The organism is Streptomyces sp. NPDC102278, from assembly GCF_044766345.1.
Lineage (GTDB): Bacteria > Actinomycetota > Actinomycetes > Streptomycetales > Streptomycetaceae > Streptomyces.
The window spans coordinates 25,268-38,188 of the sequence record NZ_JBIWLV010000003.1; the positions used below are offsets into that span (position 1 = coordinate 25,268).

The window sequence follows — 12,921 nt, forward strand, 5'->3', positions numbered from 1 at the left end:
CCGGCCCCGCCCGGGGGTGGGCCGCACCGCCACCGGGCAGGTCCGCGCCATGACCACCACGCAGCGGACCCGCCCGAACCGGCCGATCCGACCGACCGAACCGAGCCGCCCGCCCCGGCCGGCACGCCCGGCCCGCCCGACGAAGGGGGCCGGCACGCCCCGGCCCACCCGGCACCGGTACGACCTGGCCACCCGCCGGCAGCTCCTCGCCGCCGGCGTCCCCTCCGGGACGATCACCTCCCGGAGCCGGCCGGGCGGCCCCTGGCAGCGGCTGCTGCCCCGCGTCCACTTGCTCCAGACCGGCCCCCCGGACCAACGGCAACGCGCCCTCGCCGCCGTGATGTACGCCGCCGAACCCGCCGCCGACCCGCTCACGGGGGACACCGCCGCCCTCACCGGCGGCGCCGCCCTCGCCCTCCTCGGCGTCCGCGACGCCCCCGACACCCCGGCCGACGTCCTGATCCGGGCCCCGCGCCGGGTCGCCGCCGCGGCCGGCGTCCGTCCGGTCCCCACCCGCCGGTGGCCGCGCACCATCGCCGTCCACGGGGTGCCGAGCACCCGCCCGGTGCGTGCCGCGGCCGACTTCGCGGCCCGCGCCGCGGACCCCGACCTCATCCGCACCGTCCTGGCCCAGGTCGTCCAGGTCGGCTGGTGCCACCCGCAGGACCTGCACGCCGAACTCCGCTCCGCCCGCCTGTTGGCCCGCCCGGCCGTCCGGGGGGCCGCGTCGGAACTCCTGGTGGGCGTCCGCTCGGTCGCCGAGGCCCTGGCCTGCGAGGCCCTGACCGCCGGTGACCTGCCCACCCCCCTGTGGAACGCCCGTCTCCACACGCCCGGGGGCGCCTTTTTGGCCTCCCCGGACGCCTACTGGCCCGACGAGGGCGTGGCCCTGGAGATCGACTCGGTCGAGTACCACTTCACCCGCGACGCCTGGCACGCCACCCTCCGGCGCCGACTGCGCCTGGAGGCCCACGGCGTCCTGGTGGTCAGCGCGACCCCGGCGATGGTGCGCGACACCCCGGCGGAGGTCCTGGCGGCCCTGCGCGTCCTGCTCGCGCTGGGTGGCGGGCCGCGCCCCGGGCGACCGAGGGTCGTGGCCCGGGGCCACGTCCAGTTGGCGCTGCCCGTGGCACCACAATGAAGGGGTGGAAGCCCTGGAGAGCACTCCCGACGTCCGCGCTCGCATGAGCCGGCAGAAGAGCAAGGACACCAAGATCGAGGTGGCCCTGCGGAAGGCCCTGCACGCCTCGGGGCTGCGGTTCCGCGTCCACGGCCGCCCCGTGAAGGGAGTGCGCAGGGAGGCCGACATCGTCTTCGGTCCGGCGCGGGTCGCGGTCTTCGTGGACGGCTGCTTCTGGCACGGCTGTCCGGAGCACGCGACCTGGCCCCGGCGCAACGCGGACTTCTGGCGGGCGAAGATCGAGGGCAACCGGGCCCGGGACCGGGACACCGACGCGCGGCTCGCGGAGGCGGGCTGGCTGGCCGTACGGGTGTGGGAACACGAGCCGCCGGCCGAATCGGCGGTCCGGGTCGCCGAGGTGGTGGCGCGCCGGAGGGCGGAACGCACCGCCCGCGCCGTCGCCCGTACCGCCGCCCGCGCCGCGGTCGCCCGCCCGGTCGCCGGCGGTGTCCGTACCGTTGCCGGTGAGGCTCCTGCCGAGGACGGCGGGCCGTCGGCCGGGTGACCTCAGGTCACATGTGGCGGGCGAGGAAGGTGTGGATGGCCTCGGCCAGCGCCGTGCCGAGACCGACGGGGACGGCGTTGCCGATCTGACGGGCGATCTGGATCTTCGTCCCGTACCACTTGAAGTCCTCGGGGAACCCCTGGATGAGGGCGGCCTCGTAGTGGGTGATGGGGCGATCCGCGGTGGGGTGGAGGTACCGGCCCTTCTCGGGCTTGTAGAACTCGGTACGGATGGTCACCGACGGCGTGTGCGCCCGCAGGCGCCCCATCACGTCCCCCGAACCCGAGTTGTGGTTGTCCCAGCTCTCCGTGGAGAGGTAGAACTCGGGCCCCTTGAGGCGCTTGTAGTCCGGCCCCTCGGTGGACAGGCGGATGTTCCCCGACCGGTCGAGGCGGTAGTGGACGCCCCGGAGGTCCTTGCGGTTGCCGTTCTCGGGGATCGCCTTGTACCTCGCGCGCGAGAGGTCTTCCGGGCTGCGGCCGAAGTGCAGGTCGGTGGTGAGGTGGTGGCCCTGCACGCCGTTCACGAGGGCGGGCTCGCCGCCGCGCGGATCCGGCATCCGGTCGAGGAGGGGCCGCTTCGCCGACCTCTCGAAGACCGTCGAGACCGGCTCCCAGCGCGGCAACGTGGGCGGGGCGTCGAACAGGGACGTCTGCCGCTTCGGGTCGGTGCCGGTGCCGGTGCGGTCGCCGGTGCCGTCGCCTCGCGGGAAGCCGGAGGCGGTGTCGGCCCCGTCCGTGTCGGGCCCGTCCGTGTGGCCGTGCTTCGCGTGCGTGGGTTCGGGGTGCCGCAGCACCTCGCCCAGGTCCTTGCGGGTGCAGATGACGATCACGCGCCGGCGGGCCTGCGGCACGCCGTAGTCGGCGGCGTTGAGCAGCGCGGGCACCACGGTGTAGTCGTACAGGGGGTGCCCCGGCGTCTGAGAGGCCGTCCGCAGGTCCTCGAACTGGGGGGACTTCAGGAACCGGTCGACGTTCTCGATCACGAAGACCTTGGGGTGGACCCTGGCCACGACCCGGACGTATTCCTGCCACAGCTCGTTGCGGGGGTCGTCCGGGTTCTGCTTGCCCAGTCCGGAGAACCCCTGGCACGGCGGGCCGCCCATGATCACGTCGACCTCGCCCTTGAACGGCGTGGGGTCGAAGCCGGCGATGTCGCCGGGGTAGACGTGCGCCCCGCCGAAGTTCGCCGCGTACGTGGACGCCGCCGCGGGGTCGAACTCGACCGCCGCCACCGAGGTGAACGGGTTCACGCCCGATCGCGGGGTGTAGTGCGAGAAACCAGCAGAAAAGCCGCCCGCCCCGGCGAAGAGGTCCATGACCCGGATCTGGCCAGGCCGGGACGGCTGGGGCTGCTTTCTGGTCATGGGGGGCAAGTGTAGTCGGGGGGCATCGCCTCGAAGGCCCCTCCGGCGGCCCCCGCCCGGGGGCCTATTCGCCGTGGCACTCAGCGTACGGCTTGCCCGAGGCGCACCAGCAGGAGTCCGTCCGGGCCGGCGGCCACGAGGTGGCCTTGCCGCGGGCGGCGAGGGTGGTGGCGAACTCCGCGAGCAGGCTCGGGGAGGCCGGGGAGGTCTTCTCCGAGGCCGCGAAGGCCTCGAACGCGGGCACGCTCGCGGTGACGATCCCCAGGTTGGTGGTCCCCGAGGCGGCCAGGGCGCGCAGGGAGGCCTCGATGTCCCGCAGGTGGGCCTCGTGCGAGGGGTACTCGGCGGCGAGGGTCGGATAGCTGGTCAGGAGTTCGGCCAGTTCCCGCTGGGGCCAGTGCAGGATGGCCACCGGGAAGGGGCGGGAGAGGGCGGCCCGCCGGTCGCCCAGTTCGGCCCGCAGACGGGCGATCTCGGCGCGGAGCTCGGCCGGGTCGTCGGAGCCCAGGGCCCAGATCCGCTTCGGGTCGTGGAGCTCGTCCAGCGGGATCGGCCCGATGTGGCGGGTGTCGGCGACCATGTCCCAGTCGTCGTGCGGAACCCCGAGGAGACGGCGGACCCGGTGCCGGCCGGTGATGAGGGCGGCAGTGGCCCGGGTCAGGGGGGTGTTGTCCGGAATGAGGAGGTTCGCGGCCTCGGTGAAGCACTCCTCCGAGGCGGTCAACTCGTCGTGGGCCTCCAGGGCTTCGGCGATCACCTCCCAGGGGGCCGGATCGACCGGCGCGGCGGTACGGATGCCCTGGATCAGGGCGCGAGCCTCGGCCTCGTGACCGTACTCCCACAGGTTCGCGGCCTGGAGGGCCTTGACGAGGTGCGGGTTGGCCGGCTCGCCGGCGAGGAGTTGGTCGTAGAGCGTGCTCGCCCGGTCGCGTGCGTCGGCCAGTTCGAGGTGGGCCGCGGCCTGGAGGAGCAAGGGCTCCTGGTCCTCGGGGTAGCGGGTCGCCGTGCGGATGAGGCGCTCGGCTTCGGCGATGTGCTCGGCAGGCGTGTCGGGGCGCATGGTTCACACCGTACTGGCCATGGTCAGTTGACGGGGGAGGACTTAGGGTGCCGCCCGTGCGGGATCACATACCTGTGGTGGTGCAGGGGAGCGGCCGGCGGGGGCGTCGGGCCGGTCTCGCGGGGACGCTGTGGGCGGCCGCCGAGCTGACCGTCACGGCCGGCGTGGTGGTGTTGTTGCTGGTGGTGCACCAGGTGTGGTGGACCAACCGGCAGGCCCTCGCCTCCGCACGCGACGAGGTCCACGCCCTGGAACGGTCCTGGGCCGAGGAACCGCCCCGGCGCCCGGCCCCCGCCCCCGACCCGTCGCCCTCGGGCGGGGGGACGGCGCCGACCCCCGACGACGGCCCGGAGCCTCGGGTCGACCCGGGGTCGGGCGCGGGCGCCGGGGCCGGTCCCGGTTCCGGCGGGTCCTCCTCGGCCGGCGCCCCCGGCCGCGCCGGCGAGCCGCCGGCGCGGGAGCGGTCGTACGCGATCCTGCGCATCCCGCGCCTGGGCCTCGTGGTGCCCGTCGCGCGGGGGATCGACAAACGGGCCGTCCTGGACAAGGGGTACGCCGGGCACTACCCCGGCACCGCAGCGCCCGGCGCGCGCGGGAACTTCGCGCTGGCCGGGCACCGGAACACCCACGGCGAGCCCTTCCGGTACATCAACCGGCTGCGCGCGGGGGACGAACTGATCGTCGACGTGCGGGGCGAGCGGTACACGTACGTCGTGGGGAAGGTCCTGGCGCAGACCACCGAGCGGGACACCGGGGTGATCGCGCCCGTGCCCCACAGCGTGGTCGGGCCCGATCAGGGTTACGGCGAGCCGGGTTCCTACATCACCCTGACGACCTGCACGCCCGAGTACACGTCCAGGTACCGGCTGGTGGTGTGGGGGACCCTGCGGAGCTGAGGGAGATCGGGGGCCCGGAGCCGGGACCGTTGTCGGTAGGGGCGGTTATCATCGGGGCGAGCAGCAGGTCTCGTACGCGAGTTAGTGAGAGGAGGCGGTCCACATGACCGGACGACCCGTCGGTCGTTCCACCGGTCGCTCCGGCGCGCGCCTCTCCGCCCTCCTGTCCTGCGTGGTCTTCTCACGGGGATCGCAGCTGGTGATGACCCTGCTGCTGCTCGGCGGGTTCCTCGGACTGCTGCTCGGGGAGAACGGCCTGGCCGCGGCCGTGGTCGCGCTCGCCGCCGCCGTGGCCGTGGGCGCCGCTGCCCGGGCCGCCGGCCTCGTGCGGCCCGTGCCGCCCCATCGCATACGCACCGCCATCCGCGATCGCGAGCACCGTACGGCGTTCCTGCCGCAACGCGATCCCGACGCCTCCGGCCGGTCGCGGCCCAGGGCACCCGGCCGCCTCGTCCCGACGGCCGCGTAGGGGCGCGCAGATCGCCTTGTCCCACCACTGATCACTGCTGTGCCCCTCGCGGGTCGTCACGCCGAAAAGCATCTCTTTCGACGTTCGACGAGACCCTTCGGAGGGCCCGCGTGTCCGTTTTCACTCATCTTGTTGCCCAGCTGGGCCGGCTCTTGGAGCCGGTGCTGGCCGAGTCCGCGACCGCTGCCGCGATCGTGCTGTTCACCGTGCTCGTCCGGCTCGCCCTGCACCCGCTCAGCCGGGCCGCCTTCCGGGGCGCGACCCCGATGGCCGGCTGCCTGCCGATGCTGCTGCAACTGCCGGTGTTCTTCGTGATGTACCAGGCCTTCTCCTCGGCCGAGGTGAGCGGGGCGGCCAACGAACTGCTCGGCCACCGCCTCTTCGCCGCGCCGCTCGGGGACCGCTGGAGCGACGCCCTCGGCGAGGGCGGCGTGTTCGGGGCGTCGGGGCTGGTGTTCCTCGGGCTGTTCGCGGCGATCGCGGTGGTGGCCGCCTGGAGCGCGGTCCGGGGGCGGCGGGCCGCCGCGGCCGCGCCGCCGGTCCCGATCGCCCTGCCCGTCGGCGCGGCGAAGGGCGCCGCGGCCAAGGGGGCTGCGGCCAAGGGAGCCGCGGCAAAGGTCGGTGCGCACGGGAAGGCCGGCGCCAAGGGGGGTGCGGCGGTCGGCGCGGGCGCGCTGCCGCAGGTCACGGCCGAGCAGCAGGCGATGATGCGCAAGCTGGGCGGCGTACTGCCCCTGCTGTCCTTCGGCACGTTGATCACCGCCGCCGTGGTGCCGCTGGCGGCCGGTCTGTACCTGCTGACCACCACCGCGTGGACCGTCGCCGAACGCGTCTGGCTCCAGTACCGCAAGGAACGGCGGGGCGACGGAGCGCAGCGTTCCAGTCTGTGAACAGGGTCTTGCGGATCGGTCATCCATCTTGGAGGATCGACCAATCCTCCGATGGCCGCAACCCATCGGCCGGCCCGGGCACGCCCATGGGCCGACCACCCACGACCACGGGAGAATGCCCATGAAGCTGCTGCGTGTCGGACCGGTCGGGTCGGAGCGCCCCGCGCTGCTCGACCAGGACGGAACCCTGCGGGACCTCTCGGGCCTGATCACGGATGTGGACGGCGCCCTGCTCGCCGACGACTCCGTACTGTCCCGCGTACGGGACGCGGCGACCGCCGGGGAGCTGCCCGTGCTCGCCGCCGAGGGGCTGCGCGTCGGGTCTCCGATCGGCCGCATCGGCAAGATCGTGGGCATCGGGCTGAACTACTTCGCCCACGCGACCGAGGTCGGCGCGGAGCCCCCGGCCGAGCCGATCCTGTTCCTCAAGGCCGCGGACACAGCGGTCGGCCCGGACGACACGGTGCTGATCCCGCGCGGCAGCGTGAAGACCGACTGGGAGGCGGAGCTCGGCGTCGTCATCGGCGCCACCGCCCGCTACCTGGACTCCGCCGAGGAGGGCCTGGCCCACGTCGGCGGGTACACGCTGGTGAACGACGTCTCCGAGCGCGAGTTCCAGATCGAGCGCGGCGGCACCTGGGACAAGGGCAAGAACTGCGAGACCTTCACCCCGCTCGGCCCCTGGCTGGTGACGGCCGACGAGGTCGCCGACCCGCAGCGGCTGGACGTGCGGCTGTGGGTCAACGGCGTCCTGCGGCAGGACGGCAACACGGCGGACCAGATCTTCCCCGTCGGCGAGGTCGTGCGGTACCTGAGCCACTTCATGACGCTGTACCCCGGCGACGTCATCGTCACCGGCACGCCGGCCGGCGTGGCGATGGGCCAGCCGGAACCGAAGCCGTACCTGCGGGCGGGCGACGTCGTGGAGCTGGAGATCGAGGGTCTCGGCCGGCAGCGCCAGGAGTTCAAGGGCGCGTAGGTCGTCTCCGCAAGGGCCCGGCCGGTCGGGCACACGGGGGGAGGGGCGGGTCGCCGATCGGGCGGCCCGCCCCTTCGCCGTCACTGCCTCAGAGGCACGTCACTGCTCCAGTGACACCGCCACGCCCTCGTCGGACGACCGGCGGGCCGCCTCCAGGACCGTCAGGCAGTCGGCCGCCTCCCGGGCGGTGACCGGGGCGGGACCGCCCGCGCGCAGGGCCCGCTCGACCGCCGCGTAGTACGCCGGGTAGTCGCCGTGCTCCGTCGGCACCGGGATACCGCCGCCGGTCAGCGGGGATTCGCCGGAGCCCAGCCGGCCCCACAGGTGCGGTTCCTCCTCGCCCCACAGCACGGCCTCCGCCGTGCTCGGCCGCAGGCCCTCGCGCAGCGCGGCCTCCTGCGGGTCGAGGCCGTACTTGACGTAGCCCGCGCGGGAGCCGAGGACCCGGAACCGGGGCCCCAGCTGCGCGGTCGTCGCGCTGACGTACAGGTGGGAGCGGACCCCGCTCGCGTGGGTGATCGCGATGAACGTGTCGTCGTCCGCCTCCGCGCCCGGGCGGCGCACGTCGGCTTCCGCGTAGACCCGCACGGCCGGACCGAACAGCACCAGCGCCTGGTCGACCACGTGGCTGCCGAGGTCGTAGAGCAGGCCGCCGAGCTCCTCGGGCTTGCCGGACTCCCGCCAGCCGCCCTTGAGCTGCGGCCGCCACCGCTCGAACCGGGACTCGAAGCGCTGCACCTCGCCGAGTTCGCCGTCCGCGATGAGCCGGCGCAGGGTGAGGAAGTCGTTGTCCCAGCGGCGGTTCTGGAAGACGGACAGGAAGACGCCGGTGCGCTCGGCGAGGGCGGCGAGTTCGCGGGCCTCGGCCGCCGTCGCGGCGAGCGGCTTGTCCACGACCACCGGGACGCCGGCGGTCAGGGCGGCCGTGGCGAGCGGGACGTGCGTCTTGTTGGGGGCAGCGATCACGACCAGGTCGACGGGCTGGGTGCCGTCGCCGTCGGACCAGAGCGCTTCGGGGGACTCCGCGATCCGGACGCCCGGGTGGGCCTCGCGGGCCTGGGCCTGGCGGTCCGGGTCGGAGGTGACGACCGTGTCGAGGACGAGCCCCTCGGTGGCGGACACCAGCGGAGCGTGGAAGACGGAACCGGCGAGTCCGTAGCCGATGAGTCCGACGCGGAGCGGGGAGGTGGCGTTCATGGGCATACTTTGGCAACAGTGTTGCCTAAGTGCAAGGAGAGTCGGCAGGGTGAACCGGGGCAATCAGCCCAATGAGGGCAACGACGGAAGTCGGGGCGGTGCCAACCTGCCGGCGCTGCGCGGCCACAACGAGGCACTGCTGCTGGACCTGTTGCGCGCGGCCGGACCGGCCGGACTCGGGCGCACCGAACTCGCCGCCCGCACCGGCCTCACCCCGCAGGCCGTCAGCAAGATCACCGTACGGCTGGTCGCGGACGCGCTGGTCACGGAGGCCGGGCGCGGCGCATCGACCGGCGGCAAGCCGCGCACCCTGCTGCGGCTGGTCCCCGAGGCCCGGCACGCCATCGGGGTGCACCTGGACCGCGACGAGCTGCGCGCCGTACGGGTCGACCTCGCGGGCGGCGTCGTCGAGCGTCGGCAGGGTCCCCTCGACTTCGGGGCCGGACCCCGGGCGGCGGTGGAGGAGGTGGCGCGGGTGATCACGGGCCTCCGCGATGACGCCGGGGCGCCGCCGCTGCTCGGCGCGGGGGTCGCCGCCCCGGGCCCGCTCGACTGGCGCACCGGCGTGTTCGGCCCGGTGACGGGCTTCCCCGAATGGGAGGGTTTCGCGCTGCGGGCGGCGCTGGCGCAGCGGCTGGGGCCGGACCTGCCGGTGGTGGTGGACAAGGACACCAACGCCGGGGTCGCCGTGGCCGGCCCCGACCCGGGCGGCTCGGTGTACCTGCACGTCGGGACCGGCCTGGGCGCGGGGCTGCGGCTGGCCGGCGAGGTGTACCGGGGGGCGCGCTCGGCGGCCGGGGAGTTCGGCCACCAGGTGCTGGAACTGGATGGGCCGCGCTGCCGGTGCGGGGGGCGGGGGTGCGTGGAGGCGCTCTGTCTGGGCGCGGTGGACCGGGGCGACCTCACCGGGGCGGCGCGGATCCTGGGCGAGGGCGCCGCGAACGTGGTGGCGCTGCTGGACGTGGAGCGGGTGCTGCTCGGCGGGCGGGTGGTGGAAGGCGCCCCGCAGGTGTTCCTGGCGGGGGTGCGGGCCGCGCTCGCCGCGCGGAAGGCGATCCCCGCACCGGTCGTCGCGGTGGCGGCGGGCGGTGTCGCGGAGGGCGCGGCGGAACTGGTGCTGGGGGCGTTCTTCGGGCGGGGCCTGGGCCGGTAACGCCCGGGCAGGGCGGGGTCGGTGGGGTCGGTGGGGTCGCCGGTGGGGGTGGGGTCGGTGGGCCGCCGGTGAGGGCGGGTGTGGCCGGCTGGGCCGGGGTCCGCGGGCCGGTGTCGCGGTCGGCGGATCGGCGGGGCCGGACGGGCAGGGGTCGACCTCAGACGGGCAGGGGTTGACCTCGTGGGCTGATCGGGCGTAAACCGGGACGGACCGGGCGCGGCGGCCCGCTCGGCGTCTCGCGCGCGTGGAAAGGTGCGAGCAGGGCCGGAGTGATTGTCGCCTGGTCCGATCATCGTCCCCGTCCGGCGAGCTGCGAAGGTCTTCCATGCGAATGCGCAAAGCCCTTGCCCTCCCCGCCGCGTTTCCCGCCGTGCTTCCGCCCGCCCGCCCGGCCGCCCTCCCGGCCGTGCTCCCGGCCGTTCTCTCCGCCTGCGTCTCCGCCGCCCTCCTCGTCGCCCTCGCGCCCGGCGCCCGCGCCGACGTCGGTGCGGGCGGGGGAGCCCGCCCCGCGCCCGCGCTGCCCTCCCGGGTCCAGGCCACCTGCGGGGACGGCAAGAGCACCGCCTTCCCCATCGGGGCCCGGATCCGAGGCGGTCCGGCCGTCTACCGGACCGGCGGCGGCGCGCAGTCCTGGTTCCTGGACCTGACCAATACCACCGGCGATCGCTGCACGGCCATCCACCCCGTGATCGTCTTCACCGACAAGGCGCGCGCCCTGCGCCCCGCCGATCTCCGGATGGACTTCGACGCCCCCGGCGGCCCCTACCCCGTCTCCCTGGAGCACACCGACCGCGACGAGATCATCGCCGTCTTCGACGGCGGGGACGCCTTCTCCGGGTTCTCCGTGGCCGGCGGGGGTTCCCTCACCGTCAAGGTGCAGCTGGCCTTCGCGCCCGACGCCCCGCTCGGCGAGGTGGTCGCCGACGCGGCCCTGGTCCAGCGCAAGGCCGACGACGGGGACTGGGTCGGCGAGGCCGGCGGGTACCGGTTCTTCGTGGAGGGCGCCGAGGACTCCGCCGAAGGGGGCGCGCTCGCGCACACCGGCCCCCGCGAGTGGGTGTACGCCGCCGGTTCCGCGGTCGCCCTCGCCACCGGCGGCGGCCTCCTGCTCGCGGCCCGCCGACTGCGCGCGCGGGCCGCGCGTTGATCGCCGTACACCTGGCCCACGTACAGTCCCAGGGTGGAAGAACACCTCAGGTACCAGCCGCACCGCCCCGGCCGGCCCGTGCGTTCGGGGATCCCCGAGCACGGTCGCGTCCCCAAGTACTACGCGGTCAAGGCCCGTATCTCCGTGCTCGTCGAGGAGCTGGGGGAAGGCGGGTCGCTGCCCACCGAGCGTGATCTCGCCGAGCGGTACGAGGTGTCGCGGGAGACGGTGCGCCAGGCCCTGCGCGAACTGCTGCTGGAGGGGCGCCTGCGGCGTTCGGGGCGCGGCACCGTCGTCGCCGGGCCGAAGCTGGAGCAGCCGCTCTCACTGGCGAGCTACACCGAGGGCGTACGCCGTCAGGGCCGCCGCCCGGGCCGTACCCTCATCGGCCTGGAGCAGTTCCCCTGCCCGACCGAACTGAGCGGCGGCATCGGCGCCGAGGTCGGCGAGCCGGTCTGGCACCTGGAGCGGGTGCTCCTCGCGGACGACGAGCGGGTGGGCCTGGCGAGCACGTACATCCGGGTCGCCCGGGCGCCCCGGCTGGACAGCGATTTCAAGCCGGACTCCTCCTTCTACGGCTACCTCGGCGACAGCCTCGGCATCGCGTTCGGCGGCGCCGACGAGAAGCTGGAGACGGTGCTCGCGACACCGCGCGAAGCGCTGCTGATCGGCACCCCGCCCGCCCTTCCGATGCTGCTCATCCACCGTTTCTCACGGGACCAGGGGGGCGCCCCCCTGGAGCGCGTGCGTTCGCTCTACCGTGGTGACAGGTTCAGCTTCACGACGCGGCTTCGGCCCGAATAGCGGAGCACCATCCACGAACAACCACCTCCAAAGGGGCGTAATGTCATCACAGAATGGTAACGGGTCTAGTCCAAACGTCGAGGTCTGTTCACCGTCGCGCCACCGGCCGGCCCCTCGTGGGACACGGCCCGCGCCCACCGTGGACGGCGTGAGAGTCATAGTCGTCGGAGGCGGCGTGGTCGGCACCATGCACGCCTGGCAAGCAGTCGAACGCGGCCACGAGGTCGTCCAGATCGAACGGGAGGCCGAGGCCCGGGGCGCGTCACTGCGCAATTTCGGTCAGATCTGGGTCAGTGGACGGGCCGGTGGCGAGGAGCTCGACACCGCCCTGCGGGCCCGCGAGCTCTGGGAGCGCATCGGCGCGCAGGTGCCCGGCCTGGGCTTCCGCGCGATCGGCTCCCTCACCCCCGTACGGGGCGCCCGCGAGTACGCCGTGGCGGAGGCGGCCGCGGCCCGGCCCGACGCCGCCGCCCGCGGCTACGAGCTGGTCGGCGCCGCCGCGGCCCGGAAGATCAACCCGGCACTGCGCGGCGAGTTCGACGCCGCCCTGTGGTGCGAGCGGGACGCCGCCGTCGAACCGCGCACCGCGCAATTGCACCTGCGGGAGGCCCTGCGCGCCACGGGCCGGTACACCTTCCTCCCCGGGCGCGAGGTCCGCGAGGTCGTCGGCCCCGGCGCCGTCCGCGACGACCACGGCGACGTCCACCGCGGCGACGCGGTGATCCTCGCCACCGGCGCCTGGCTGAGCGGCCTGGTCCGCGAGTTGGAACCCGACCTCCCCGTGCGCCGGGTCCGGCTGCAGATGATGCAGACCGCCCCGCTCGGCGAGCCGTTGACCACGTCGGTAGCCGACGCGGACAGCTTCCGCTACTACCCCGCCTACCGGAGCGACGCCCTGGACGCCCTCAACGCCGAGCAGGCCCAGGCGCCCGTCGCGGCCGAGCACAGGATGCAGCTCCTGATGGTCCAGCGCCGGGACGGCGGACTGACCATCGGCGACACCCACGAGTACGAGCACCCCTTCGCGTTCGACACCCTCGAAGACCCCTACGAGCACCTCACCGGGGTCGTCGAATCCCTCCTGGGCCGCCCGCTGCCGAAGATCCGGCACCGCTGGGCGGGCGTGTACGCGCAGTGCACCGACACCACCCGCGTCGTCCACCGCAAGCAGGTGAGCGACGGCGTCTGGCTGGTGACCGGACCGGGCGGGCGCGGCATGACCTGCTCGCCCGCCATAGCCGAGACCACCGCGAACGAACTGGGCTGGTAACCACA

Annotated in this window: 13 protein-coding genes; 10 read left to right on the forward strand and 3 right to left on the reverse strand. The window is 74.4% G+C overall.

What is annotated here, in order from left to right:
- The first annotated feature begins 49 nt into the window (after positions 1-49).
- Positions 50-1,141: a hypothetical protein gene (locus ACIRO3_RS09180; RefSeq protein WP_404134217.1), complete on the forward strand. Its 1,092-nt coding sequence runs from the start codon at positions 50-52 to the stop codon at positions 1,139-1,141.
- A 4-nt stretch (positions 1,142-1,145) separates the two neighbouring features.
- A complete protein-coding gene (locus tag ACIRO3_RS09185; protein WP_365997732.1) occupies positions 1,146-1,685 on the forward strand; it encodes a very short patch repair endonuclease in 540 nt (179 codons plus the stop codon).
- Positions 1,686-1,692: 7 nt separating this feature from the next.
- Here the strand turns inward: ACIRO3_RS09185 and ACIRO3_RS09190 are convergent, their stop codons facing one another.
- On the reverse strand, positions 1,693-3,051 hold the full coding sequence (locus tag ACIRO3_RS09190) for a DNA cytosine methyltransferase (protein WP_404134220.1): 1,359 nt from the start codon (positions 3,049-3,051) through the stop codon (positions 1,693-1,695).
- A gap of 64 nt (positions 3,052-3,115) precedes the next feature.
- The gene (locus ACIRO3_RS09195) at positions 3,116-4,111 is read right to left on the reverse strand and encodes an SEC-C domain-containing protein (RefSeq protein ID WP_361771664.1); all 996 of its coding nucleotides are present in this window, start codon (positions 4,109-4,111) and stop codon (positions 3,116-3,118) included.
- Between the two features lie 47 nt (positions 4,112-4,158).
- Here ACIRO3_RS09195 and ACIRO3_RS09200 point away from each other — a divergent pair, with 47 nt between their 5' ends.
- The 4 genes from ACIRO3_RS09200 (at position 4,159) to ACIRO3_RS09215 (ending at position 7,345) form a co-directional block, all read left to right on the forward strand.
- The gene (locus ACIRO3_RS09200; RefSeq protein WP_404134222.1) at positions 4,159-5,007 is read left to right on the forward strand and encodes a class E sortase; all 849 of its coding nucleotides are present in this window, start codon (positions 4,159-4,161) and stop codon (positions 5,005-5,007) included.
- A 202-nt stretch (positions 5,008-5,209) separates the two neighbouring features.
- On the forward strand, positions 5,210-5,476 hold the full coding sequence (locus ACIRO3_RS09205) for a DUF6412 domain-containing protein (protein WP_361771741.1): 267 nt from the start codon (positions 5,210-5,212) through the stop codon (positions 5,474-5,476).
- A gap of 110 nt (positions 5,477-5,586) precedes the next feature.
- Entirely contained in the window at positions 5,587-6,366 is a 780-nt protein-coding gene (locus ACIRO3_RS09210) for a YidC/Oxa1 family membrane protein insertase (protein WP_404134225.1), read from the forward strand.
- 121 nt (positions 6,367-6,487) lie between these two features.
- Positions 6,488-7,345, forward strand: a complete 858-nt coding sequence (locus ACIRO3_RS09215; RefSeq protein ID WP_361771661.1) for a fumarylacetoacetate hydrolase family protein — start codon at positions 6,488-6,490, stop codon at positions 7,343-7,345.
- Between the two features lie 99 nt (positions 7,346-7,444).
- Here ACIRO3_RS09215 and ACIRO3_RS09220 read toward each other — a convergent pair whose 3' ends face one another.
- Positions 7,445-8,542 (reverse strand): Gfo/Idh/MocA family oxidoreductase, encoded by a 1,098-nt coding sequence (locus ACIRO3_RS09220; protein WP_404134228.1) that lies wholly within the window; start codon positions 8,540-8,542, stop codon positions 7,445-7,447.
- 49 nt (positions 8,543-8,591) lie between these two features.
- On the opposite strand from ACIRO3_RS09220, the gene ACIRO3_RS09225 reads away from it, so the two are divergent.
- The 4 genes from ACIRO3_RS09225 (at position 8,592) to ACIRO3_RS09240 (ending at position 12,916) form a co-directional block, all read left to right on the forward strand.
- A complete protein-coding gene (locus ACIRO3_RS09225; protein ID WP_404134230.1) occupies positions 8,592-9,695 on the forward strand; it encodes an ROK family protein in 1,104 nt (367 codons plus the stop codon).
- A 331-nt stretch (positions 9,696-10,026) separates the two neighbouring features.
- The gene (locus tag ACIRO3_RS09230) at positions 10,027-10,842 is read left to right on the forward strand and encodes a hypothetical protein (RefSeq protein WP_404134232.1); all 816 of its coding nucleotides are present in this window, start codon (positions 10,027-10,029) and stop codon (positions 10,840-10,842) included.
- A 33-nt stretch (positions 10,843-10,875) separates the two neighbouring features.
- Positions 10,876-11,646, forward strand: coding sequence for a GntR family transcriptional regulator (locus ACIRO3_RS09235; protein WP_404134235.1), 771 nt, complete (start codon positions 10,876-10,878; stop codon positions 11,644-11,646).
- A 148-nt stretch (positions 11,647-11,794) separates the two neighbouring features.
- Positions 11,795-12,916, forward strand: coding sequence for a TIGR03364 family FAD-dependent oxidoreductase (locus tag ACIRO3_RS09240; protein WP_404134238.1), 1,122 nt, complete (start codon positions 11,795-11,797; stop codon positions 12,914-12,916).
- Positions 12,917-12,921: the final 5 nt, after the last annotated feature.

Excerpts from the sequence above, each read along its gene's own strand:
- ACIRO3_RS09180 (WP_404134217.1), top strand. The coding sequence starts at position 50 with ATGACCACCACGCAGCGGACCCGCCCGAACCGGCCGATCCGACCGACC.
- ACIRO3_RS09190 (WP_404134220.1), bottom strand. The coding sequence starts at position 3,051 with ATGACCAGAAAGCAGCCCCAGCCGTCCCGGCCTGGCCAGATCCGGGTC.
- ACIRO3_RS09195 (WP_361771664.1), bottom strand. The coding sequence starts at position 4,111 with ATGCGCCCCGACACGCCTGCCGAGCACATCGCCGAAGCCGAGCGCCTC.
- ACIRO3_RS09205 (WP_361771741.1), top strand. The coding sequence starts at position 5,210 with ATGACCCTGCTGCTGCTCGGCGGGTTCCTCGGACTGCTGCTCGGGGAG.
- ACIRO3_RS09215 (WP_361771661.1), top strand. The coding sequence starts at position 6,488 with ATGAAGCTGCTGCGTGTCGGACCGGTCGGGTCGGAGCGCCCCGCGCTG.
- ACIRO3_RS09220 (WP_404134228.1), bottom strand. The coding sequence starts at position 8,542 with ATGAACGCCACCTCCCCGCTCCGCGTCGGACTCATCGGCTACGGACTC.
- ACIRO3_RS09230 (WP_404134232.1), top strand. The coding sequence starts at position 10,027 with ATGCGCAAAGCCCTTGCCCTCCCCGCCGCGTTTCCCGCCGTGCTTCCG.